23 protein-coding genes are annotated in these 21,858 nt (G+C 66.5%); 9 read left to right on the top strand and 14 right to left on the bottom strand.

The window, feature by feature from the left end:
* Window positions 1–71 precede the first annotated feature (71 nt).
* Window positions 72–869, bottom strand: a complete 798-nt coding sequence (locus tag AC1DJH_RS05030; protein ID WP_478184909.1) for a hypothetical protein — start codon at window positions 867–869, stop codon at window positions 72–74.
* A 107-nt stretch (window positions 870–976) separates the two neighbouring features.
* Between AC1DJH_RS05030 and AC1DJH_RS05035 the strand changes: the two genes are divergently transcribed.
* The 3 genes from AC1DJH_RS05035 to AC1DJH_RS05045 all read left to right on the top strand — a co-directional run bounded on the left by AC1DJH_RS05035 (window position 977) and on the right by AC1DJH_RS05045 (window position 4,462).
* On the top strand, window positions 977–1,612 hold the full coding sequence (locus tag AC1DJH_RS05035) for an ABC transporter ATP-binding protein (RefSeq protein WP_478184910.1): 636 nt from the start codon (window positions 977–979) through the stop codon (window positions 1,610–1,612).
* 149 nt (window positions 1,613–1,761) lie between these two features.
* Window positions 1,762–3,999, top strand: a complete 2,238-nt coding sequence (locus tag AC1DJH_RS05040; protein ID WP_478184911.1) for an NADP-dependent isocitrate dehydrogenase — start codon at window positions 1,762–1,764, stop codon at window positions 3,997–3,999.
* Between the two features lie 124 nt (window positions 4,000–4,123).
* Window positions 4,124–4,462, top strand: coding sequence for a DUF1161 domain-containing protein (locus AC1DJH_RS05045; protein WP_478184912.1), 339 nt, complete (start codon window positions 4,124–4,126; stop codon window positions 4,460–4,462).
* A 7-nt stretch (window positions 4,463–4,469) separates the two neighbouring features.
* On the opposite strand, the gene AC1DJH_RS05050 is transcribed toward AC1DJH_RS05045, so the two are convergent.
* A complete protein-coding gene (locus AC1DJH_RS05050; RefSeq protein WP_478184913.1) occupies window positions 4,470–5,096 on the bottom strand; it encodes a helix-turn-helix transcriptional regulator in 627 nt (208 codons plus the stop codon).
* Between the two features lie 233 nt (window positions 5,097–5,329).
* On the opposite strand from AC1DJH_RS05050, the gene AC1DJH_RS05055 reads away from it, so the two are divergent.
* A complete protein-coding gene (locus AC1DJH_RS05055) occupies window positions 5,330–6,343 on the top strand; it encodes an AraC family transcriptional regulator (protein WP_478184914.1) in 1,014 nt (337 codons plus the stop codon).
* Window positions 6,344–6,358: 15 nt separating this feature from the next.
* Here the strand turns inward: AC1DJH_RS05055 and AC1DJH_RS05060 are convergent, their stop codons facing one another.
* Complete coding sequence (locus AC1DJH_RS05060) at window positions 6,359–7,234, bottom strand: alpha/beta fold hydrolase (RefSeq protein WP_478184915.1); 876 nt, start codon at window positions 7,232–7,234, stop codon at window positions 6,359–6,361.
* 68 nt (window positions 7,235–7,302) lie between these two features.
* Window positions 7,303–7,863: a nucleoside 2-deoxyribosyltransferase gene (locus tag AC1DJH_RS05065; RefSeq protein ID WP_478184916.1), complete on the bottom strand. Its 561-nt coding sequence runs from the start codon at window positions 7,861–7,863 to the stop codon at window positions 7,303–7,305.
* A gap of 258 nt (window positions 7,864–8,121) precedes the next feature.
* Here AC1DJH_RS05065 and AC1DJH_RS05070 point away from each other — a divergent pair, with 258 nt between their 5' ends.
* Window positions 8,122–8,880: an SDR family oxidoreductase gene (locus tag AC1DJH_RS05070; protein ID WP_478184917.1), complete on the top strand. Its 759-nt coding sequence runs from the start codon at window positions 8,122–8,124 to the stop codon at window positions 8,878–8,880.
* On the opposite strand, the gene cynS is transcribed toward AC1DJH_RS05070, so the two are convergent.
* The 7 genes from cynS to AC1DJH_RS05105 all read right to left on the bottom strand — a co-directional run bounded on the left by cynS (window position 8,874) and on the right by AC1DJH_RS05105 (window position 15,051).
* The gene (cynS, locus tag AC1DJH_RS05075; protein WP_047784436.1) at window positions 8,874–9,317 is read right to left on the bottom strand and encodes a cyanase; all 444 of its coding nucleotides are present in this window, start codon (window positions 9,315–9,317) and stop codon (window positions 8,874–8,876) included. The two genes, AC1DJH_RS05070 and cynS, sit on opposite strands and share 7 nt — an antisense overlap.
* 40 nt (window positions 9,318–9,357) lie before the next feature.
* Window positions 9,358–10,197, bottom strand: coding sequence for an ABC transporter ATP-binding protein (locus AC1DJH_RS05080; RefSeq protein WP_435435178.1), 840 nt, complete (start codon window positions 10,195–10,197; stop codon window positions 9,358–9,360).
* Window positions 10,198–10,228: 31 nt separating this feature from the next.
* A complete protein-coding gene (ntrB, locus tag AC1DJH_RS05085) occupies window positions 10,229–11,098 on the bottom strand; it encodes a nitrate ABC transporter permease (protein ID WP_478184918.1) in 870 nt (289 codons plus the stop codon).
* Window positions 11,099–11,101: 3 nt separating this feature from the next.
* Complete coding sequence (locus AC1DJH_RS05090; RefSeq protein WP_478184919.1) at window positions 11,102–12,454, bottom strand: CmpA/NrtA family ABC transporter substrate-binding protein; 1,353 nt, start codon at window positions 12,452–12,454, stop codon at window positions 11,102–11,104.
* 158 nt (window positions 12,455–12,612) lie between these two features.
* Window positions 12,613–13,281 (bottom strand): response regulator transcription factor, encoded by a 669-nt coding sequence (locus AC1DJH_RS05095; RefSeq protein ID WP_478184920.1) that lies wholly within the window; start codon window positions 13,279–13,281, stop codon window positions 12,613–12,615.
* A gap of 1 nt (window position 13,282) precedes the next feature.
* Complete coding sequence (locus tag AC1DJH_RS05100; protein WP_478184921.1) at window positions 13,283–14,470, bottom strand: sensor histidine kinase; 1,188 nt, start codon at window positions 14,468–14,470, stop codon at window positions 13,283–13,285.
* Window positions 14,471–14,628: 158 nt separating this feature from the next.
* A complete protein-coding gene (locus tag AC1DJH_RS05105; RefSeq protein ID WP_472116348.1) occupies window positions 14,629–15,051 on the bottom strand; it encodes a nuclear transport factor 2 family protein in 423 nt (140 codons plus the stop codon).
* A gap of 87 nt (window positions 15,052–15,138) precedes the next feature.
* Here AC1DJH_RS05105 and AC1DJH_RS05110 point away from each other — a divergent pair, with 87 nt between their 5' ends.
* Together AC1DJH_RS05110 and AC1DJH_RS05115 are read left to right on the top strand one after the other, a co-directional pair.
* Complete coding sequence (locus AC1DJH_RS05110; RefSeq protein WP_478184922.1) at window positions 15,139–15,753, top strand: TetR/AcrR family transcriptional regulator; 615 nt, start codon at window positions 15,139–15,141, stop codon at window positions 15,751–15,753.
* 72 nt (window positions 15,754–15,825) lie between these two features.
* Window positions 15,826–16,710, top strand: coding sequence for a LysR substrate-binding domain-containing protein (locus AC1DJH_RS05115; protein WP_478184923.1), 885 nt, complete (start codon window positions 15,826–15,828; stop codon window positions 16,708–16,710).
* Between the two features lie 66 nt (window positions 16,711–16,776).
* Here AC1DJH_RS05115 and AC1DJH_RS05120 read toward each other — a convergent pair whose 3' ends face one another.
* Genes AC1DJH_RS05120 through AC1DJH_RS05130 form a run of 3 tightly spaced genes read right to left on the bottom strand, consistent with a single transcriptional unit; the run spans window position 16,777 to window position 18,742 of the window.
* Entirely contained in the window at window positions 16,777–17,760 is a 984-nt protein-coding gene (locus AC1DJH_RS05120) for a TAXI family TRAP transporter solute-binding subunit (protein WP_478184924.1), read from the bottom strand.
* A 20-nt stretch (window positions 17,761–17,780) separates the two neighbouring features.
* The gene (locus AC1DJH_RS05125) at window positions 17,781–17,945 is read right to left on the bottom strand and encodes a hypothetical protein (RefSeq protein ID WP_472116337.1); all 165 of its coding nucleotides are present in this window, start codon (window positions 17,943–17,945) and stop codon (window positions 17,781–17,783) included.
* Complete coding sequence (locus AC1DJH_RS05130; RefSeq protein ID WP_478184925.1) at window positions 17,942–18,742, bottom strand: hypothetical protein; 801 nt, start codon at window positions 18,740–18,742, stop codon at window positions 17,942–17,944. The genes AC1DJH_RS05125 and AC1DJH_RS05130 overlap by 4 nt, the downstream gene beginning before the upstream one ends.
* A 422-nt stretch (window positions 18,743–19,164) precedes the next feature.
* Between AC1DJH_RS05130 and AC1DJH_RS05135 the strand changes: the two genes are divergently transcribed.
* Both AC1DJH_RS05135 and AC1DJH_RS05140 read left to right on the top strand, forming a co-directional pair.
* Window positions 19,165–20,322, top strand: coding sequence for an alpha-hydroxy acid oxidase (locus AC1DJH_RS05135; RefSeq protein ID WP_478184926.1), 1,158 nt, complete (start codon window positions 19,165–19,167; stop codon window positions 20,320–20,322).
* A gap of 137 nt (window positions 20,323–20,459) precedes the next feature.
* Window positions 20,460–21,800, top strand: coding sequence for an MFS family transporter (locus AC1DJH_RS05140; RefSeq protein ID WP_478184927.1), 1,341 nt, complete (start codon window positions 20,460–20,462; stop codon window positions 21,798–21,800).
* Window positions 21,801–21,858 lie beyond the last annotated feature (58 nt).

A 21,858-nucleotide genomic window follows, 5' to 3' on the forward strand; every position in this document is an offset into this window, starting at 1 on the left:
TTTCTCCTGGATGAACTTCTCAAAGCAGATTGCGTGCCAAAACGCAGCAATGCGCGAGAAGTCTTCGGTGCCTACTGCGGTCCGCCGCAGAAGTCCGCACGCTCGGTGGTCTTGGCGGTGAAGCGGATGCGCGTGGTGGTGGCGGCGCGCTGCGGCTCGTTCTGCGGCCACTCGCTCTGCAGCCACGTGTACTGCCAGTCGTAGGGCGCGCCGGGTCTGGCGGCCTCGCCGTACACGATGCGCAGGCTGCCTTTGCTTTCGTCATGGCAGTGCTTCGAGGTCTTGTAGTCCTTCTCGCTGAAGCAGGCGCGGATCATCTTGAAGCACGAGAAGGGAATGCCTTCGTGCAAGGCCTTGCCGCCTTCGAGCGGCACGAAGTCGGCAGTGTCGAACGAGGCGCCGCCGCCCGAGTACATCTCCGACACGGTCTGCAGCACGGCCACGGCCCACTTGCTTTCGGCCAGCGGGTAGAGCGCGGGCGCGAGCGACAGGCGCATGTCGCGCTTGTCGCCGGTGTCGCTCGCGGTGCCGGTGTCTTCTTTCTTGAGGGACTGCGCATAGCCCGAGAAATCGTGCAGCCGGTCGAGCTGCCAGCCCTTCGCGTCGGTGGTGCGCTTCACGCGCGCCATGGCCAGCGGCTCGGCCGAGAGCACCACGTAGTCGGCAGGCGTGGCGCCGCGCGGGCGGTACAGGCCGAGCTGCTGCACGTCGCAGGGCTGCGGCAGCAAGGCGCACAGGCGGGTGCGCCATTGCAGGTCGAGCGCCTCGGGTTTCTTCACCGCGTCGAACACCTGGGCCGGCGGCGCGGCGAACACGGGCACAGTGAACAGCGACGCGAGGAGACCGGCGGTGAGCAGCAGCTTTTTCATGGAGCCGAATGGTAGCCATGCCTCGGCGTTCGCGTGCGGCTGCTTGATTGATAGAGTCGGCCTCGACCATGAACCCTTCGTCCCCTTCACCCTCCTCCTTGCCCTCCTTGCCCTCCTTGCCCCCCATCCTCGGGATCGACGCGCTCGGCTTCGCCTACCCCGGCCAGCCGCCGATCGCCTCGAACTGGACCGCCGCCATCGGCCCCGGCGTCACGCTGCTGCACGGCGACACCGGCAGCGGCAAGTCGGCCCTGCTCCAGGTGATGGCGGGCGCGCTGCCCGCCACCGGCCGCCTCACCGTGGCGAGCGCCAGCCTGGACACCGCGCCCGAGGCCTACCGGCGCCAGGTGTTCTTCGTGGACCCCTCCACCGACCGCTTCGACCAGGCCACCGTGCACGAATGCACCGCCGCGCTGCGCCAGGGCGACGCGGGCTTCGACGATGCGCGATGGCAGGCGCTGGTGGAAGGTTTTTCCCTGACCCCGCACCTGGCGAAGTCGATGTTCATGCTGTCCACCGGCTCCAAGCGCAAGGTGTGGCTGGCCGCCGCGCTGGCCTCGAGCCGCCCGCTGGTGCTGCTCGACGAGCCGACGGCCGCGCTCGATGCGGGGTCGGTGCGCTGCCTGTGGCGTTCGCTGGGCGAACTGGTGCAGACGGCGCCGCACAGGGCCTTCCTGGTCGCCAGCGCCGAGCGCATCGACACCGTGCCGCTGGTGGCCACCATCACCCTGCCGCTGCCCTGAAACCCCATTGACAGAGCCCCCCATGGGGGTGTTAGGCCCCTTGGCGGACCGAACCGGCCGCCGACGGGTGACAATCGGCGATTCCGGCGGTGCGATTCCGCCAGAAGTTCCAGCCAACCCGACAACTCAAGTTTTACGGAAGCCAGCGCATGAGCTCGAAGCAACCCACCATCGTCTACACCCTCACCGACGAGGCGCCCCTGCTGGCGACCTACGCGTTTCTGCCCATCATCCGCGCCTTCACCCAACCGGCCGGCATCAACGTCACCACGAGCGATATCTCCGTGGCCGCCCGCATCCTGGGCGAGTTCCCCGAATTCCTGAGCGACGCGCAGAAGGTGCCTGACAACCTCTCCGAACTCGGCAAGCTCACGCTCCAGGCCAACGCCAACATCATCAAGCTGCCCAACATCAGCGCTTCGGTGTCCCAGCTCAAGGCGGCGATCAAGGAACTGCAGGACAAGGGCTACAAGATCCCCGACTACCCCGAGAACCCGACCTCGGACGAGGACAAGGACATCCGCGCGCGCTACAACAAGTGCACCGGCAGCGCGGTGAACCCGGTGCTGCGCGAGGGCAACTCCGACCGCCGCGCACCCAAGGCGGTGAAGGAATACGCCCGCAAGAACCCGCACAGCATGGCCGAGTGGAGCCAGGCCTCGCGCTCGCACGTCTCGCACATGCACGGCGGCGACTTCTATCACGGCGAAAAGTCCATGACCCTGGACCGCGCGCGCAACGTCAAGATGGAGCTGATCACCAAGAGCGGCAAGACCGTCGTGCTCAAGTCCAAGGTGGCACTGCTGGACCGCGAAGTCATCGACTCCATGTTCATGAGCAAGAAGGCGCTGCTGGCCTTCTATGAAAAGGAGATCGAGGACGCGCACAAGACCGGCGTCATGTTCTCGCTGCACGTGAAGGCCACCATGATGAAGGTCTCGCACCCCATCGTGTTCGGCCACTGCGTGAAGATCTTCTACAAGGAAGCCTTCGAGAAGCACGGCAAGCTGTTCGACGAGCTGGGCATCAACGTCAACAACGGCATGGTCGATCTGTACACCAAGATCGCCACGCTGCCCCAGAGCACCCAGGACGAGATCAAGCGCGACCTGCACGCCTGCCATGAAGGCCGCCCCGAACTGGCCATGGTCGACTCGGCCAAGGGCATCACCAACTTCCATTCGCCCAACGACGTCATCGTGGACGCCTCCATGCCCGCCATGATCCGCAACGGCGGCAAGATGTGGGGCGCCGACGGCCGCCTGAAGGACGTCAAGGCCGTGATGCCCGAATCGACCTTCGCCCGCATCTACCAGGAGATCATCAACTTCTGCAAGTGGCACGGCGCCTTCGACCCCAAGACCATGGGCACGGTGCCCAACGTGGGCCTCATGGCGCAGAAGGCCGAGGAGTACGGCTCGCACGACAAGACCTTCGAGATTCCGGAAGACGGCGTCGCCAACATCACCGACCTGGACACCGGCGAAGTGCTGTTGAGCGAAGACGTGGAGCAGGGCGACATCTGGCGCATGTGCCAGGTGAAGGACGCCGCGATCCGCGACTGGGTGAAGCTGGCCGTCACGCGCGCGCGCAACTCCGGCATGCCGGTGGTGTTCTGGCTCGACGCCTACCGCCCGCACGAGGCGCAGCTGATCACCAAGGTCAAGATGTACCTGCACGAGCACAACACCTCGGGCCTGGACATCCAGATCATGAGCCAGGTGCGGGCCATGCGCTACACGCTGGAGCGCGTCGTGCGCGGCCTGGACACCATCAGCGCCACCGGCAACATCCTGCGCGACTACCTGACCGACCTGTTCCCCATCATGGAACTGGGCACCTCGGCCAAGATGCTGTCCATCGTGCCCCTGATGGCCGGCGGCGGCCTGTACGAGACCGGCGCGGGCGGCTCGGCCCCCAAGCACGTGCAGCAGCTGGTGGAAGAAAATCACCTGCGCTGGGACTCGCTCGGTGAATTCCTCGCGCTGGCCGTGAGCCTGGAAGACCTGGGCCTGAAGACGGGCAACGCGCAGGCCAAGATCCTGGCCAAGACGCTGGACACCGCCACCGGCAAGCTGCTGGACAACAACAAGAACCCGTCCCCCAAGACCGGTCAGCTGGACAACCGCGGCAGCCAGTTCTACCTGGCGATGTACTGGGCACAGGAGCTGGCCGCGCAGACCGACGACAAGGAACTGCAAGCCAAGTTCAAGAAGCTGGCCGAGACGCTCACCGCCAACGAGAAGAAGATCGTCGACGAACTCGCCGCCGTGCAGGGCAAACCTGTCGACATCGGCGGCTACTACCTGGCCGACCCCGAGAAGTTCACCGCCGTAATGCGTCCGAGCGCAACGCTCAACGCGACGCTGGCGGCGGCCCAGGCCTGAGGCCGGCGAAGGCATGGGGGCAAGCCCCACGCCTTTCCTGCGCCCCTTCCAACAGGGGATGCACAGCGCACGGGCGTGGGACTAGACTGTTTCCCCCTCCCACGCTGTGCAAGGCAGGCCCCCCATGAAACACTGGTTGCTCCCCACCGCGCTGGCCCTTGCCGGCGCGGCCCATGCGGCGCACGGCGCCGAAAGCTGCGACGCCCTGCGCACACAGATCGAGTCGAAGATCGCCGCCGCGGGCGTGGCGCGCTTCACCGTCACCGTGGTCGATGCCAACGCATCGGCCAGCGGGCAGGTGGTGGGCAGCTGCGAGCTGGGCAGCAGGAAGATCGTCTACGAGAAAGACGCCGGGCCCGACCGCGGCACGACGCCCGCGGCACCCGCAGCCTCTTCGGGCGCGCCCATCCTCACCGAATGCAGGGACGGCACCGTGTCCGCCGGCGGCGACTGCAGGAAATAGCGGTTGGCTAGGCGCCGGCTTGGGGATTGAGCAGGCCGTTTTGCATGGCGTCGCGCACCGCCTGCGCGCGCGACTTCACGTCCAGCTTGCGGTAGATGTTCTTGACCTGTGCATCCACGGTGTGCGTGGAGCGGTAGCTCGCCTCGGCAATCTGCCGATTGCTCAACCCCTGCGAAATCATTCGCAGCACGCTGAGTTCGCGCGGGGACAACATGCTGGCCTGACGGTCCGGCCCCGGTGGCTGCGCGGCGCGCGGGCGCCTTGCCTTCACGGGCAGCGCAACCGGCTGTGCAACGAGCGGCTGCGCACGCGCCTTCGGCTGCAGCGGCATCGAGGCCGCCTTCGGCTGCCCGGGTGCCGCAACGGACGGCTTCCCTGCCACGATGCGCTGCGCGATCCGCGACGCGGTGGCCGTGTCGCCCTCGGCGATCAGCCGCATCAGGAAAGCCAGCTCCACCTCGTTCACCTCGGAGAACAGCAGGCCCACGGCGGTGGCGGCCACGGCCGAATCGACCCGCTGCACATCGTCGTCGAGCGTGCGCAGCAAGGGCTCGTGGCTGTTGCGCCTGGACATGCCGGCGCCGCCGCCGCTGTCCCGCTGCACTGCAACCCGCTTGATTTTTCCGACGGACATGGACACCTTCATTCGCTCGGCAAGAGAGGGGGGAGCGCGCGGCCCAGCGGGCCGGGCTGCGCGGGCGAGGCCTTGCAACCACGTCCACGCCGAGATTGCAGGTTTGCGGCCTGCGGGCTTGACCGTGCGTCTCAGTTTTTGGAGAATCCGCCGGCTTTTCAGCATTTGTTGGCACCTTTTCCTTATTTCCGGGTTTTTTCAACGGGCTACCCCTCGTTTTCCAAGCACCTGTGATGGGCCTGCGTCACCCCGCACCCGGCGTCCGTTCCTCCCTGCAGAACGGCCTGCCCCACAGTCATTTCAATGTGCTGGAAGAGCCGCCAGCGCGCCAGTTCCAGGCATGGCGGGAGCGCGTGGGGCATGTCATCGACGTGCAGCCCGCGGCGGGCGGCATCGGCCGGCCGTTTCACGCGGCCATCGACCGCTACGACATCGGCGACATCGCCTTCACCGACTGCCGTTCCGACGCCATGCAGCTCGAACGCTCGCTGGCACGGATCTCCACCGACAACGTGCGCAACTACGCCCTGCATGTGTTCCTGGAGGGCGACGTCGAAGGCGTGAGCGTGCGCTCGTCGGCGCAGCCCAGGACCGCCCCGCAGTCGGCCAAGGTGCTGGCGCTGGACATGGGCCAGCCGGTGCGCATGCAGCGCAACACCTGCCGCGTGCTGACCTTCTTCGTGCCCGGCACGCTGGTGGAAGAGGTCTTTCCCGACCCCGAGGCCCTTCACTGCCGGGCGATGCCCATCGACACACCCCTTGCGCGGCTGGCTCTGGCGCAGGTCGAGGCGCTGGGCCGCGACATCGCCCACATGAGCGCGCCCGTGGCACAAAGCGCCGTGCGTGCGAGCGCACAACTGCTGCTGGCCGGCTTCGGCAAGGAGGCACGCCTGAGCGGTGGTGCGCGCGCGGCCGCACGCGCGGCCATGTTCGGCCAGGTGCGCCGCTATGTCCAGGCCAACCTGCACCGCAGCGAACTCTCCCCGGAGCAGGTGCTGGCCACGCTGCACCTGCCGCGCCCCACGCTGTACCGCATGTTCCAGCACGAAGGCGGCCTGGGCGCGTACATCCGCCACCTGCGGCTGCGCCATGCGGCCGACGACCTGGTGCGCTACCCGCACCTGATGGTGACCGACGTGGCCTACGCCGTCGGGTTCAAGAGCCCGTCGGACTTCACGCGCGCGTTTCGCAGGGCGTACGGCATGTCGCCGCAGGAGTTCAGGGCCTCCTCGGGCAAGGCGGCGTAGGCAGCTGCGGCGCGCTCAGCGCGGCTCGCCGACCACCCGCGCAATCCAGGCCAGCAGCACCGCCTCGACCTCTTCGCGGTTGGTCTCGTTCAGCGTCTCGTGGCGCGCGCCGCCGAACACGTGGCACGACACGTCGCGCAGCCCGGCCGCGCGGTAGCGCTGCACCAGCGGATAGAACCATTCGGCCTTGTTGCTGACCGGGTCCTCGTCGCCCACGAACAGGTACAGCGGCAGCTCGGGGCGGATGTGCCGGCGCATCGCCTCGGGTGCCAGGTCGGCCAGGTTCGCGAACATCGAGCCCATGCCCTCGGCCGACACGGTGAAACCGCACAGCGGATCGGCGATGTACGCGTCGACCTGCGCGGGGTCGCGGCTGAGCCAGTCGAAGGGCGTGCGCACATCGGGCAATGCGGCGTTCATGTCTTCCAGCTTGAAACCTGACTGCAGCGCGGCGCCCAGCAGGTCGAGCGCCGTGGTGCCGGAGAGCACCGCGCCCGACAGCAGTTCGCTGTGCTCGACCAGGTAGTACTGCGTGGCGAACGATCCCATGCTGTGGCCGAGCAGGACCAGCGGCAGGCCCGGATGCACGCCGCGCACATGGCGGCTGAGCAGCGCCATGTCGTCGACCAGCCCGGCGAACCCGCGCGGACCGAACTCGCCCAGTTCGCCGCGCGCCGAGGCGCCCTGGCCGTGGCCGCGGTGCTCGTTCGAATAGACGACATAGCCGGCCTCCACCAGCGCATGCGCCAGGTGCCGATAGCGCAGCGAATGCTCGCCCATGCCGTGCGCCAGCTGGATGACGGCGCGCTGCGTTGCGCCCTGCCAGCGATGGACCTCCACCGTGACGCCGTCGTTGGCGGTCAGGTCGAAGTGCGTCTCGGTGATTGGCATGCGTGCTCCAGTGGTCCGATTGAAAAAGGGGGGACTGCCATCCTAGGCGGTGGCGGCTGGGCCGGGCATCAGGGGTTTCCAGCTTTAGACGCGCGAGCGGCCGCGAGCACTTCGGCCATCTTGCGCAAGGCCGCCTCCGGCGTCGGCTCGATGTGGATAGAGCAGGCCAGCATGAGGTTCAGTTGCTGGCCGAAGTCTTCGACGGCAATGCCGGTGGCACTTTCGCGCAGCACGCCGCTGGCGTCTTTCTCGCACGGCAACGCGGCCTGCGCGCGCTCTGCATAGCTGCCTTCGGGCACGCCGTAGGCCACGACGGGAATCCCCAGCGCCACCGCCGCACCCACCTCGAACACCGTGCCCGAATCGGGCTCCAGGCCGCGGAAGCATGCGAGGTTGGCGACGACGCCGTCGGCCCCGCGAAGGCGCTGCATGTTGGCGACGTAGATCTGCTTTTCCGGTGCTTCGGTGGTCAGGCCTTCGTTGCCGTCGGCCGGCAGCAGCGCGGCGAGGCCAAGCGCGTCGCAAGCGGCGGCGAGCCGCACGAAGTGGTCCCTGGCATCGGGGCGGAAGACATCGGGGCCCGCCAGGTAGATCCACGGGCGCTGGGGTGTTGCGAGGGTTTCGGCCATCGACAGAGCATCTTCGATTTTCGGAACCGGCTCAACCTGAAGCTGCCGCTGGCGAATCGGGCAAGAAATGCAAACGAACGGGTGACCACCCGCCCGATCGGTGCGACCGGGCCGCTTCGTGTTTTGCAGGATCAGGCAAAAACCGAGTTCGATTCGGATACCGCCTCCGGCCCCTGCCGCGAGACACTTCTTTCCATGCCCGGTTCACCCTCTTCTGCGTGGACCCTACTGCAACCGACCCGCACGAGGAGTTTTCAAATGAGCGCAATCCAGGAAAAAGTCGTACTCATCACCGGCGCGAGCAGCGGCATCGGCGAAGCGACCGCGCGGCTGCTGGCCCGGCGCGGCGCCAAGGTGGTGCTCGGTGCGCGGCGCACCGAGCGCCTGGCGGCACTCGTGGCCGAAATCGAGGCCACGGGCGGCACCGCGAGCTTTCAGCGGCTCGATGTGACGCACCGGCCCGACATGGAGGCCTTTGCCGAGTTCGCCCTCGACACGCACGAACAGATCGACGTGCTGGTGAACGCCGCGGGCGTGATGCCGATGTCGCCGCTGTGGAACCGCAAGATCGAGGAGTGGGAACTCATAATCGACGTGAACCTGCGCGGCGTGCTGCTGGGCATCGCGGCCGTGCTGCCGGCGATGCAGGAGCAAGGCTGGGGCCACATCGTGAACGTGGCGCCGGTGGCGATGCAGGGCGTGTCGCCCAGCTCGGCCGTGTACCACGGCATGCAGTACGCGGTGAACGCCATCTCCGAAGGGCTGCGCCAGGAGCATGCGGGCCGCCTGCACGTGACGGTGGTCAGCCCCGACGTGAACGGCCCGAGCGATCCGCTGGCCGAGCGCATCGCGGCCAGCTATTGCCGCGAGCGCATGCGCACCAACCGGCGCATCGCGGTGCCGCTGGAGGCGGTGGCCCGGTCGATTGCCGGGGCCATCGAGGGCTACGGCATCACGGCCGGCACGATGCGCCCGCCGGCCAGGCAACGGCCGCATCCGGCCGAGTACGTTCAGTAGGTTTTGTAGGGCAGGAACTTGCCCGACAGCACCACGTTGACGCGGTCGCCCTTGGGGTCGGCCTGGCGCTGGATGTCCATGCTGAAGTCGATGGCGCTCATGATGCCGTCGCCGAACTCTTCGTGGATCAGTTCCTTGATGGTGGTGCCGTACACGCTCACCACCTCGTACCAGCGGTAGATGAGCGGGTCGGTCGGCACCGGCGTGGGCAGCGAGCCCTTGTAGGGCACCACCTGCAGCCACTTCTGCTCTTCGACCGTGAGGCCGAATATCTTGCCGATGACCTTGGCCTGCTTGTCGTCGAGCGTCATCTGGCCGAGGCAGGCGGCAGTGGTCCACTCCTTCGAAAGGCCGACCTTCTTGGCCACGTCGGCCCACTGGATGCCCTTGCTCACCTTGACGGTGATGATCTTCTCGGTGACGTCGTTGCGATTCATGCGGGTTTGCTCCTGATGGAATGGAAAGAGAACGGGAAAGTCACGACGCCTTCGCGCGCGTGACGAGGAAATCGACGATGTGGTTGCGCAGCGCGTAGTAGCCGTCCAGGTGGTGCAGCGACGCGCGCGTACGTTCGCGCGGCAGCGGGTTGACCACGGTCTCGACGATGTTGCCGGCGCGGTAGCCGCCGCCGGGCTGCTCGGCGCCGTTGGTCATCAGCAGGATGCGGTCGGCCAGCAGGATGGCCTCGTCCACGTCGTGCGTGATCATGAACACGGTCTGCTGCGTCTGGCGCACGATGGCCATGAGCTCGTCCTGGATGGTGCCGCGCGTGAGCGCATCGAGCGCGCCGAAGGGCTCGTCGAGCAGCAGCATCTTGGGCTGGATGGCAAAGGCGCGCGCAATGCCCACGCGCTGCTTCATGCCACCCGACAGCTGCGAGGGCTTCTTGTCGATGGCCCCCTGCAGGCCCACCATGGCCACGAAGCGTTCCACCTGCGCATCGACCTGCGCGGCCGACCACCCGGGCCAGCGCGAGACCACCGCAAAGGCGATGTTCCTGCGCACGGTGAGCCAGGGCATGAGCGCATGGCTTTGAAATACCACGCCGCGTTCCAGGCTGGGGCCGGCCACCTCGCGCCCGTCCATGAAGACATGGCCCGCGCTGGCCTGGTCCAGGCCCGCCAGCACGTTCAGGATGGTGGTCTTGCCGCAGCCCGAGTGGCCGATGATGCAGACGAACTCGCCGCGGTCGATGGTGAACGACACGTCGGCGAACACCGGCCGCGCGGGCACAAAGGCCTTGGCCAGGCCCTCGATGCGCAGGAAGCCGCGCAGGCCCGCAACGTCCAGCGGCGCGGGAGGCACGAGTGAGGTCATGGCAACGCCCGGGTTGGGAAGATGGACGCGGTCACTCCACATAGGTCACCTTGCGCTGCAGGCCGGCGAAGGCCTGGTCGAGCAGCATGCCCACGACGCCGATCAGCAGGATCGCGAAGATCACGTTGGTGAGCGAGAGGTTGTTCCACTCGTTCCACACGAAGTAGCCGATGCCCGTGCCGCCCACCAGCATCTCGGCCGCCACGATGACCAGCCACGCAATGCTCATGCTGATGCGCATGCCGGTGAGGATGGTGGGCGCCGCCGCCGGCAGGATCACGCGCAGCGCGCGCCGCAGCGGCCTGACTTCGAGCGTGCTGGCCACGTTGAGCCATTCACGCTTGACCGAGGCCACGCCGAAGGCGGTGTTCAAGAGCATCGGCCACACCGAGCAGATGAAGATCACGAAGATGCCGCTGGCCGACGAATCCTTGATGGTGTAGAGCGCCAGCGGCATCCACGCCAGCGGCGAGATGGGCTTGAGCACCTGGATGAACGGATCGAAGGCCTTGTGCAGCAGCGGCGACATGCCGATGACGAAGCCCAGCGGCACCGCCACCAGGCAGGCCAGCGCAAAGCCCAGCCCCACGCGCGCCAGCGAGTAGGCCAGCTGGATGGCAATGCCCTTGTCGTTGGGCCCGTTGTCGTAGAACGGGTTCGACAGGTGCGCCCATGCGGTGGCGCCCATCTCGGCGGGTGTGGGAAAGCCCGAACTCTTCACCTGGCCTTGCGTCGGATCCTTGCCCAGCATCTTCTGGTATTCGATCTGCTCGGCGGTCATGCCGGCCGCCGCAGAGGCATCGGCGCCGGGCATGGTCGCCAGCTGCCACACGCCAAGCAGCAGCAGGAACATCAGCAGCGACACCAGCGCCGCCTTGAAGGTGATGGCTTTCTTCGGCATGGCTCAGGCCATCTTCGCGATGGCGAAGCTCTTGACGTAGTCGTCGGGCTTGGACGGGTCGAACACCTTGCCCATGATGGTGAACTTGGGATACGCGCCGTCGGGCACGGCCTGGCCCAGCTCCTTCATGCGCTTCCTGGCGTCGGTGAGCAGGAACACTTTTTCGGCGATCTGCTTGTAGTTGATGTCGCCCTTCACGTAGCCCCAGCGCTTCATCTGCGTGAGCATCCACACGGCCATCGACTGCCAGGGAATGGGGTCGAAGTCGGCGCGGTCGGGCACGGTGCGGATGTTGCCCAGGCCGTCGGCGAACTTGCCGGTGAGCACCTGGTTGAGCACCACCTCCGGCTGGTTCAGGTACTGCGCCGGCGCGATCACCTTGGCGATGAGCTCGCGGTTCTTCGGGTCGCGCGCCATGGCCGAGGCGGTGAGCACCGAGCGCACCAGCGCGGCGAAGGTGTTGGGGTTCTTCTCGATGAACTCGGTGGAGGTGCCGAAGGCGCAGCACGGGTGGCCGTCCCACAGGTCCTTGGTCAGCAGGTGGATGAAGCCGATTTCCTCGAACACGGCGCGCTGGTTGAAGGGGTCGGGGCCCAGGTAGCCGTCGATGTTGCCGGCGCGCAGGTTGGCCACCATCTCGGGCGGCGGCACCACGCGGATCTGGATGTCGGTGTCGGGGTTCAGGCCCGCCTCGGCCACGTAGTAACGCAGCAGGAAGTTGTGCATGCTGTACTCGAAGGGCACGGCGAACTTCAGGCCCTTCCACATCTTCGGGTCGCGCTTGTCCTTGTGCTTGTTGGCCAGGGTGATGGCCTGGCCGTTGGTGTTCTGGATGGTCGCGACGTTCATGGGCACGGCGTTGGAGCCCGCGCCCATCGAGATGGCCAGCGGCATGGGCGAAAGGAAGTGCGTGGCGTCGTACTCCTTGTTGAGCATCTTGTCGCGAATGAGCGCCCAGCCCGCCGTCTTGACCACCTCCACGTCGAGGCCCTGCTTGGCATAGAAGCCCAGCGGGTGCGCCATGATGAGCGGCGTGGCGCAGGTGATGGGAATGAAGCCGATCTTCAGCTTCGTCTTCTCCAGCGGCGCCTTCTCCTGCGCCATGGCCTGCAGCGCGCCCAGCGGCATGACCGAGGCGATGGCGGCGCGCGCGGTGTTGGCGCCCACGGCGCGCAGGAAGCCGCGGCGCACGCTGTCGACGGGGAACAGCGCCTTCATGAGGCTGGCCTCGAGCTTGTCTTGCGGCAGCACGCCAGAGCTGCCCGCGCCATGCACGCGCCCGCAGGCGCAGCGCATTTTCAGAGGCCGGTCGGCATCGTAAGGATCGCAGGCGGTCGGTTCGTGCGGGCTGGACATGGTGGTGCACCTCGTTGGAAAGATGCAGCCACCGTTGCAAGCGCCGGGCCGGAATTGCCGCGCACCGGCCGTTCGGCGCGTTGCGGCGTCAGATCGTGCCGCCGATGTCGAGGCCTTGTAGGGCTGGCACTACAAGCCGGGGCATGCAGGCCGGGTTTTCAGCCGCCTGCGCCCTGCTTGCCGTGGCGTTCGGCATACAGGGCCAGTTCGACGTCGTTCTTGGTGCCGGTCTTTTCGAGGATGCGTGCACGGTAGGTGCTGACGGTGTTGGGCGCCAGGCCCAGTCGCGCACCGATTTCGCTCACGCTGTGCCCAGCGCTGAGCAGGCGGTACACCTGGTGCTCGCGGTGCGAGAGCACTTCGGCGCCCTGCCCCGCGCCCCGGCCGACGGCGGTGGCCAGCGCCTCGGCCGTGGCCGCCGACACATACAGCCCGCCGGCCGCGACCTTGCGCACCGCCCCGACCATGTCGTCGGCATCGGCGCTCTTGTTCAGGTAGCCCGAGGCGCCGAGCTTGATGCAGCGCACCGCGTACTGTTTCTCGGGGTAGGTGCTGAGCATGAGCACTGGCAGCATGGGCCACTGCTTGCGCAGCGCCTGCAGCACGTCGAGCCCGTCGCGCTCGGGCAGCGCGATGTCGAGCAGCACCACGTCGAGGCCCTCGGGACCGCCGAGCGCCTGCACGGCTTCCAGCACTTCGGGGCCGGTCTGTGCTTCGGCGCGCACGGCCATGGCGGGCAAGCCGTTGGAGAGGTCGCCAAGCATCTGCTTGAGGCCCTCGCGCACGATGCGGTGGTCGTCGCCTATGAGTACGCGGATGTCGCTCATTTCAATGCGCCGCTTCCAGCGGCAGGTGCAGGCAGAAGGTGCTCCCCTCGCCGACATGGCTTTCGATGTCGATGCGCCCGCCGAAGTGGCGCGCCCGCTCCCGCATGCCGAGCACGCCGTAGGAGGTGGCGGCCTCGAAGGCCTGCGCCGGCGCCCCGACGCCGTCGTCGCGCACGCTGAGGCTCAGCTGCCCTTCTTCGACGCCGATGCGGATGCCGAGGCTGCGCGCCCTGGCATGGCGACCGACATTGCTCAGCATCTCCTGGAAGATCCGGAACACCGCGATGGCCGCGGCCTCGGGCAGTTCCACGCCCGCCGGTACGTCGAAGCGCCAGTCGAGCGCGAGCTCGGCCGTCTGCACGAACTCGTGCGCCTGCCACTCGAGCGCGGCCCACAGGCCCTGGTGGTCGAGGATGCTGGGGCGCAGGTCGGTGATGATGCGGCCCACGTTGTCGACCGCGCGCTCGATCAGCTGGCTCATGTTGCTGCACTTGCAGCGCATCTGTTCGCGCATGGCCTGCGCCGCGTCGGGCGCGCGCTCCTGTTGCTCGCCCAGGCGCTTGCCGATCCAGTTGACGTCCATCTTCAGCGCCACCAGCAGGCTGCCGAGCTCGTCGTGCACCTCGCGCGCGATGCGGGTGCGCTCGTCTTCGCGCACCTTGTCGAGCCACGCGGACAGTTCGCGCAGTTGCACCAGCGCGTCGCTGAGCTCGCGGGTGCGCTCCTGCACGCGCAGGCCGAGTTCGTCCTTGGCCTGCTGCAGCGCCTCGGCCTGGCGGCGGCGCTCGGTGATGTCGACGAAGGTGATGACGGCGCCGCGCACCTGCGCGCCGTCCATGATCGGGTGGCTTGAATACTCGACCGCGAAGGCGCTGCCGTCGCGGCGCCAGAACACCTCGGTGTCGATGCGGCACGGCAGGCCGCGGCGAAAGGCGTTGAAGATGGGGCAGTCGGTGTCGGCATAGTGCGAGCCGTCGGGGTGCGAGTGGTGCGTGAGCTCGTGCATGTTGGAGCCGAGCACGTCGCGCGCCTCGTGGCCCAGCATCTGCGCGCCGGCCCGGTTGATGAACATGCAATGGCCGTCGAGGTCGATGCCGAAGATGCCCTCGCCCGTCGACTCCAGCAGCAGGCCGAGCTGGTGCTGCCAGAGCGGATGGCTGGCGGTGGGGTCGAGTACGGGCGTCTCCATGCACCAAAAGCAAGCAACAGCCGTGCCCGATGTCTTGCTCCCTCCCCCTCTGGGGGAGGGCCGGGGTGGGGGCACGCGGCCTTCGAGAAAGCATTGCGCCTGTGCGAAGGCCTGCCCCCATCCAGACCTTCCCCCAGCGGGGGAAGGAGCAAGACCGCTCAGCGCTCCCAGCGGAACTTGCGGTCTGCCTCGGCGATGGGCTGGTCGTTGATGCTCGCGTAGCGCCGCTGCATCAGCCCGTTCTCCGCAAACTCCCAGTTCTCGTTGCCATGGCTGCGAAACCACTGCCCTGCGGCGTCGTGCCATTCGTACTCGAAGCGCACGGCGATGCGGTTGTCCATGAAGGCCCACAGCTGCTTCTTCAGCCGGTAGTCGTGCTCGCGCTCCCACTTGCGCGTGAGGAACTCCACCACCTGCTCGCGCCCGTTGACGAAGTCGGCGCGGTTGCGCCATTCGGTGTCGGGCGTGTAGGCCAGGCTCACGCGCACCGGGTCGCGCGTGTTCCAGGCATCTTCGGCGGCCTGGACTTTCCTGGTGGCGGATTCGAGGGTGAAGGGCGGCAGCGGCGGGCGGGATTCCATGAGCGTCTTTCGATGAAGAAGTGAAGAGGGAATGCGCCGCAATGTGCCACATGTAGACAGACCTGTCTACATGCCTACAATCGCGGCATGGACATCTCCACCGTCGCCTCGCTCCCCGCGCGCGAGCGCATCCTGCTGACCGCGCACGACCTCTTCTATGCTTACGGCATCCGCGCCACCGGCATCGACCGCGTGATTGCCGCAGCGGGCGTCACCAAGGTCACCTTCTACCGGCACTTCTCCTCGAAGGACGACCTGGTCCGCGAGTTTCTCGATCACCGGCACACGCGGTGGATGGCCTGGTTCGTCGATGCGCTGGGCCGGCTCGGCGCGCACGAGCGCGCGGACGATGCCGGTGCGCTGCTGCTGCTGGCCGACGTGATGGCCGAATGGTTCGCCGACCCGGCTTTTCGCGGCTGCGCCTTCATCAACGCAACGGCCGAAGTGGGCGGCAGCGTGGAAGGCGCCCTGCAGCGCGCGCGCGAACACAAGCGCGAGATGGTCGAAGTCATCGCGGGCCTGCTGCCCGCACGGCTGCCGGCGCGCATGGCGCTGGCACAGGCGGCAGGGCTCGGTGTCGACGGCGCCATCGTCAAGGCCCAGATGGGCGACGCGGCCATGGCGCGCGAGGCCGTGGACGACCTGCGGCGGCTGCTCGAAGCGCTGGCAGCCGTTGCTGCTGCTTCACGACCATCGCCGTGAGCGGCCCCGCACGGCACGGGCAACCGACAGCGTTTCGCTAACATCCCCTCTCACTCCCCCAACCCGCAACCGATGGCTTTCTCGCGTCTCCCCTCGACCCAGGGCCTGCAGGCCTTCGAGGCCGTCGCACGGTTGCGCAGCGTGAACCTGGCCGCCGAGGAACTCAGCGTGACGCCCAGCGCGGTGAGCCACCGCATCCGCCAGCTCGAGCTGCTGCTGGGCCTGAAGTTCTTCGCGGGCAGCGACTTCGGCCTGAGCGCCGACGGCATGACCTACCTGGCGCGCGTGCGCGAGGCCATTGCGGCGCTGCAGCAGGTGCCCGGGCGCGAACCCGCCTCGCAGGTGCGGCGGCTGCGCGTGGCCGTCACGCCCACCTTCTCGCGCCAGATGCTGCTGCCGCGGCTCGCGCGGTTTCGCGATGCATACCCGAACATCGAACTGATGCTGCAGGTGACCGCGCCGGTGCGCAACACCACGGTGGAAGAGGCCGACATCGAGCTGCGCTTCGGCACCGGGCCGTTCCACGACCGGGAGTCTTTCCAGTTGCTGGCCGACGAGGTGTCCCCGGTGTGCAGCCCCGCCTACCTGAAGCGCCACGGACCCTTCGACGGCTTCGCGACCGACGCCGAGGTGTCGCGCGCGCAGCTGCTGCGCACGCCGCTGGAGTCGTGGCGCACCTGGTTCAAGGCCTGCGGCGTGGGCCTGCCCGAGCCGGCCACGGGCCACCAGTTCAACGACCTGGGGCTGGCGCTGGACGCGGCGGCCGAAGACTTCGGCGTGGTGCTGATGCACCTGCGCCTGGGCAGCGCCTGGCTGGACAGCGGGCGGCTGGTGCGGCTGTCGGCGCGCAGCGTGCCGTCGCCGAACGCCTACTTCCTGTGCTGGCGCCCGGGCGCGATGGAGCGCTGGGAGTGCGCGACCTTCGTGGACTGGCTGCGGCAAGCGCTGCGGGACTGACCCCGCCTCGCTGGGCTTGCGCTCGGCCCACTTCCGTGGTGCCAATCGCAACGACAGACATTCGGACTACTTCGGGGAGGCGATCTTCTTGCCGCCCTGTGCCGAGATGCGAGGCGTCGCCGACTGCGTCGAGCTTGCAACTTCGGGCGGCAACTCATACCAGGCCCACTTGCCTCTGTTATTGACGTCGACTGCCTGCCACTTTGCATGCGTGCCCGTTGTTTCCTTCAGGCCCTCGATCGCCTGAAGGGCACAGACACGAAACTTGGCAAGGCTCTCGACCATCTTGGGCGTCTTGTACTCCCGCGTGACGAAAAGGGCATCGGTCGCGACAGTGGGAACGCCCGCCGCACCCATCTTCGGATAACTCAGACGCGCAGCGCGGTACACGCCTTTCAATTTGGCGGCCACGCTTTCCGGAATGGAAAGCAGCTTGAAGTCGTTCCCCAAGTTGGCCACTTCACCGTATGGAGCTCCACCGACCATGAGCGCCGCTTGGACACGTCCGTTCGAGAGAGCCGCCAGCAGGTCGGCATTGGAACTGAATTGTTCGACTTGAAACGGAATCTCGGTCTGCAGACGAATCACCTGCGCGGTGGTGAATGCCCCGCCAGCCGCCCCCACTTTGTGACCGCCGAGACCCGCGATGTCGCTGAAGACCACGGCTTTTCCGCCCACGCCCAGCATGCCGCCGGCCTTGAGACCGGAGTCGGCGCGCGCCAGAACATGAACTTCCTCGGGGTGGAGCGTCAGCAGTGTCTTGACATTGCCAAGCTCCTCCGTGCGAGCCCGAAAGTAAAGCACGTCTGTTTGCGTGAACGCGCCGTTCACCTGATTTCCTGTCAGCAACGTGATGTTGTCGTTCGACCCTGAACTGTTGACCTCGACCAACGGCACATCGGACGCACAGGCGTTATTCAATTCCTTGAACATGGTCGAGTAGGTACCTTTGGGGCCGCCCGTGGCGACCTTCAGGCTCTGGGCTTGCGTCATGGTGCTGGCCATGATGGCGACTGCCGCAAGGGCGAGGATTCGGGAGCGCAACTGCATTTCCTTGGTGTCCGGAGTGTTTAGTCGATCTTGAGGTTCTTCATCACCTTGTCGTCGCCCGAAGAGGCCGGCGGAGGTGAAGCGGTGTTGCCGGGATCTGTGAAGGCACTTCCTGCTTCGGTCAGATAAACCAGCACAGCAAGCACTGTTGCCAGCAGCAGCGACGCGATGATGCGAAAGGTCATTGCAATGCACTCTTGCCTGCGCCAGCCGTGCGCGGCGCAAGTGCCACCATCAATTCCTGGGTGTTGACCGTGGGGGCATCCAGCATCACAGGCGTCTTGAAATCGATCTGTTGCAGATCGATATCGTCCATTGGTATCTCTTCAACCATGATGGCCGTCCTTAGAGAAGCCATGCTCAGGTTCACTGTTTCGTCGACAGCGTTGAACGCGATGTCCTCGAGGATCTTGTCGAGCACTGTCCCTTGCGTTTCGCCAGCCGCCTTGGTGACTTCCTGAGCGAGAAGCGCGACGCGATACCGCGACTGTGCAAGCTCGACCTTCTTGCGTCGGGCCTTGACGTCTTCTGCTGCGCGTTTGTATTTCAGACGCCTGAAGGCGAGCAGTCGCTCCATCTGACGAAGTGTGGGCACGCCGGTGGCAGCAGCTTCGGGCTGCTCCTGTGCTTCCGCCATGAGCTGGGCGCGGAAGGTCTCGACCGCAGCATCGAACTGGCTGATCTTCTCGGCCTCCGACTTCAGGTCTCGCTCCTTTTCGGCCTGCTGGTTCTGCAATGTTTCGATGGGGTTTTTGCCGGCTTCGTGCTTGAGCGCCCTGAACTTCCAGTTTGCAAACTTCATGCTCAACACAGGCGCCAGATTCACGATCGCAAGGCCCACCATCAGCGCCAAAGCCAAGCCCACCAGCCCCTTGACAGCAAGAAATATCACGGGAGATATCACTGCGGCCGCCGCGAGGACCATTCCCCATTTCATGCTGGCGGCGATTCGCCGTTTGCCGGTATCGGGGTCCGTGGTCATTGGGCCATCGCCTGCGACACTGGATGTCGGCCATCGGAAGCCGACGCTTGTACGCCGAGCCGAATGCGGCAAGCGCTCGGGCGATCGCCCAGGCGCGGCCAGCGAAATTTGCGACAAGCGCACGCCGTTTCCAAGAAACGCATTGTTGATCTCTCCCTGATTTTTGTGCGTCGAAATTCTAGGCATGGCCTCTGTCAGGATCACCGACGAATACAAGTCGGATGCGGGCAAAGTGCGCGGGACTGCCAGTTCTTTCGCGTACGGCGTGCGGCTTTGCTTCTGAAGTTGACCTTGCCGGACATCACATCGCCGTTGAATTCTTTTCAGTTCGCCTCTCCGAAACTTTCAGATCTCCTCAATGGGGTCTGTCGATAATGCTCAGTTCGCTTACATAAACTAACCAACCACGCAGGAGACAGCCCGTGTCCGACCTTTCCAAGATCACCAGCATCGAAGACCTGCGGGTGATCGCCAAGCGCCGCGTGCCCAAGATGTTCTACGACTACGCCGACTCCGGCGCATGGACCGAAGGCACCTACCGCGCCAACGAGAGCGACTTTCAGAAGATCAAGCTGCGCCAGCGCGTGGCCGTGAACATGGAAGGCCGCTCGCTGCGCACCACCATGGTCGGCCAGGAAGCCGCCATGCCCGTGGCCATTGCGCCCACCGGCCTCACCGGCATGCAGCATGCCGACGGCGAGATCCTCGGCGCGCGCGCGGCCAAGGCCTTCGGCATTCCGTTCACGCTGTCGACCATGAGCATCTGCTCCCTCGAAGACATTGCCGAGCACACCGGGCGCCACCCGTTCTGGTTCCAGCTCTACGTCATGAAGGACCGCGACTTCATCGAGCGCCTGATCGAGCGCGCCCGCGCCGCCAACGTGACGGCGCTGCAGCTCACGCTGGACCTGCAGATCCTGGGCCAGCGCCACAAGGACATCAAGAACGGCCTCACCGCGCCGCCCAAGCCGACGATCAAGAACCTCATCAACCTCGCGACCAAGCCGCGCTGGTGCATGGGCATGCTGGGCACCAAGCGCCGCACCTTCGGCAACATCGCGGGCCACGCCAAGGGCGTGAAAGACCTGTCGTCGCTGTCGTCGTGGACCGCCGAGCAGTTCGACCCCGCGCTGAGCTGGGCCGACGTCGAGTGGATCAAGAAGCTCTGGGGCGGCAAGCTCATCCTGAAAGGCGTGATGGACGTGGAAGACGCGCGGCTTGCGGCCTCCAGCGGCGCCGATGCGCTCATCGTGTCGAACCACGGCGGCCGGCAGCTCGACGGCGCGCCCTCCTCCATCGCGGCACTGCCCGCCGTCGTCGACGCGGTGGGCACCGAGATCGAGGTGTGGATGGACGGCGGCATCCGCAGCGGGCAGGACGTGCTCAAGGCACGCGCCCTGGGCGCGCGCGGCACCCTGATCGGCCGCAGCTTTTTGTACGGGCTGGGCGCGCACGGGCAGGAAGGCGTGACGCGCGCGCTGGAGATCATCCGCAAGGAGCTGGACATCACCATGGCCTTCTGCGGGCGCACGAACATCGACGAGGTCGATTCGAGCATCCTGCTGCCGGGCACGTTCTGACGGCACCCGCTCTGGCAGGCCCGCGAAGGCCACTTCGGGGGTAGGCCGATGCGGCGGCGGCTGACACGCGGCACCCCGCTGCCGGCGCAGAATGTTTTGGCAACAACAACATTGCCTGCACGGCACAAGAAGGCACCATGAGCGCAGTCACGCCTGTTTCTGGAGGCCCGGCGGCCTCGTCGCCCGAAACCTCTCCCCCTCACTACTCGGCCGAAGAAAAACGCCACCGCGTCTTCGCGATCATGGCGGCCTCCTCCGGCAACCTGGTCGAGTGGTTCGACTTCTACGTGTACGCGTTCTCCGCGCTGTACTTCGCGCCGGCCTTCTTCCCCAAGTCGGACCCCACCGCGCAGCTGCTGAACACCGCCGGCGTGTTCGCCGCGGGCTTCCTCATGCGGCCCATCGGCGGCTGGCTCTTCGGCCGAATGGCCGACCGGCTCGGGCGCAAGACCTCGATGCTGATCTCCGTCACGATGATGTGCGGCGGCTCCCTCGTCATCGCCTTCCTGCCCACCTACGCGCAGATCGGCGCGTGGGCGCCCTTCCTGCTGCTGATGTGCCGCCTGTTCCAGGGCCTGTCGGTGGGCGGCGAATACGGCACCACCGCGACCTACATGAGCGAGGTGGCGCTCAAGGGCCAGCGCGGCTTCTTCTCGTCGTTCCAGTACGTCACGCTGATCGGCGGGCAGCTGCTCGCGGTGCTGGTCATCGTGGTGCTCGAGCAGCTGCTGACCGAGGCCGAACTCAAGGCCTGGGGCTGGCGCATTCCGTTCGTCATCGGCGCCATCGCCGCCGTGGTGGCGCTGCTGCTGCGCCGCACGCTGCATGAAACCCAGAGCGCCGAAGCCAAGGCCAACAAGGAGGCCGGCAGCATGGCGGGCCTGTTCAAGCACCACACGCCCGCATTTCTCACCGTGCTGGGCTACACGGCCGGCGGCTCGCTGATCTTCTACACCTTCACCACCTACATGCAGAAGTACCTGGTGAACACGGTGCACCTGCCGATCAAGACCGCCAGCTACGTGATGACCGGCGCGCTCTTCTTCTACATGTGCATGCAGCCCTTGTTCGGCGCGCTGTCGGACCGCATCGGGCGGCGCAACAACATGCTGCTGTTCGGCGGCCTGGGCGCGCTGGCGACGGTGCCCATCCTGACGGCGCTGCAGTACACGACCAGCCCGGTGGTGGCGTTCGTGCTGATCATCGTGGCGCTGGCCATCGTGAGCTTCTATACGTCGATCAGCGGCATCGTGAAGGCCGAGATGTTCCCGCCCGAGGTGCGCGCGCTGGGCGTGGGGCTGGCCTACGCGGTGGCCAACGCGATCTTCGGCGGCTCGGCGGAGTACGTGGCGCTGGGGCTCAAGTCGCTGGGCCACGAATCGGCGTTCTTCTGGTATGTGAGCGGGATGATGGTGCTTGCGTTCGTCGTCAGCCTGCGTTTGCCGAAGCAGGCCAGCTACCTGCATCACGATCATTGAGCGGCTTAAGTCCCTTTGTTCGGGCAATTCAAGCGCCCGGCCCCGGGACATACTTCCA

This window comes from Variovorax sp. 10N412 (assembly GCF_056394985.1).

Coding starts and splice junctions, on each gene's coding strand:
- AC1DJH_RS05030 (WP_478184909.1), bottom strand. CDS start 869: ATGAAAAAGCTGCTGCTCACCGCCGGTCTCCTCGCGTCGCTGTTCACT.
- AC1DJH_RS05040 (WP_478184911.1), top strand. CDS start 1,762: ATGAGCTCGAAGCAACCCACCATCGTCTACACCCTCACCGACGAGGCG.
- AC1DJH_RS05045 (WP_478184912.1), top strand. CDS start 4,124: ATGAAACACTGGTTGCTCCCCACCGCGCTGGCCCTTGCCGGCGCGGCC.
- AC1DJH_RS05050 (WP_478184913.1), bottom strand. CDS start 5,096: ATGTCCGTCGGAAAAATCAAGCGGGTTGCAGTGCAGCGGGACAGCGGC.
- AC1DJH_RS05055 (WP_478184914.1), top strand. CDS start 5,330: ATGGGCCTGCGTCACCCCGCACCCGGCGTCCGTTCCTCCCTGCAGAAC.
- AC1DJH_RS05060 (WP_478184915.1), bottom strand. CDS start 7,234: ATGCCAATCACCGAGACGCACTTCGACCTGACCGCCAACGACGGCGTC.
- AC1DJH_RS05065 (WP_478184916.1), bottom strand. CDS start 7,863: ATGGCCGAAACCCTCGCAACACCCCAGCGCCCGTGGATCTACCTGGCG.
- AC1DJH_RS05070 (WP_478184917.1), top strand. CDS start 8,122: ATGAGCGCAATCCAGGAAAAAGTCGTACTCATCACCGGCGCGAGCAGC.
- cynS (WP_047784436.1), bottom strand. CDS start 9,317: ATGAATCGCAACGACGTCACCGAGAAGATCATCACCGTCAAGGTGAGC.
- AC1DJH_RS05080 (WP_435435178.1), bottom strand. CDS start 10,197: ATGACCTCACTCGTGCCTCCCGCGCCGCTGGACGTTGCGGGCCTGCGC.
- ntrB (WP_478184918.1), bottom strand. CDS start 11,098: ATGCCGAAGAAAGCCATCACCTTCAAGGCGGCGCTGGTGTCGCTGCTG.
- AC1DJH_RS05090 (WP_478184919.1), bottom strand. CDS start 12,454: ATGTCCAGCCCGCACGAACCGACCGCCTGCGATCCTTACGATGCCGAC.
- AC1DJH_RS05095 (WP_478184920.1), bottom strand. CDS start 13,281: ATGAGCGACATCCGCGTACTCATAGGCGACGACCACCGCATCGTGCGC.
- AC1DJH_RS05100 (WP_478184921.1), bottom strand. CDS start 14,470: ATGGAGACGCCCGTACTCGACCCCACCGCCAGCCATCCGCTCTGGCAG.
- AC1DJH_RS05105 (WP_472116348.1), bottom strand. CDS start 15,051: ATGGAATCCCGCCCGCCGCTGCCGCCCTTCACCCTCGAATCCGCCACC.
- AC1DJH_RS05110 (WP_478184922.1), top strand. CDS start 15,139: ATGGACATCTCCACCGTCGCCTCGCTCCCCGCGCGCGAGCGCATCCTG.
- AC1DJH_RS05115 (WP_478184923.1), top strand. CDS start 15,826: ATGGCTTTCTCGCGTCTCCCCTCGACCCAGGGCCTGCAGGCCTTCGAG.
- AC1DJH_RS05120 (WP_478184924.1), bottom strand. CDS start 17,760: ATGCAGTTGCGCTCCCGAATCCTCGCCCTTGCGGCAGTCGCCATCATG.
- AC1DJH_RS05125 (WP_472116337.1), bottom strand. CDS start 17,945: ATGACCTTTCGCATCATCGCGTCGCTGCTGCTGGCAACAGTGCTTGCT.
- AC1DJH_RS05130 (WP_478184925.1), bottom strand. CDS start 18,742: ATGACCACGGACCCCGATACCGGCAAACGGCGAATCGCCGCCAGCATG.
- AC1DJH_RS05140 (WP_478184927.1), top strand. CDS start 20,460: ATGAGCGCAGTCACGCCTGTTTCTGGAGGCCCGGCGGCCTCGTCGCCC.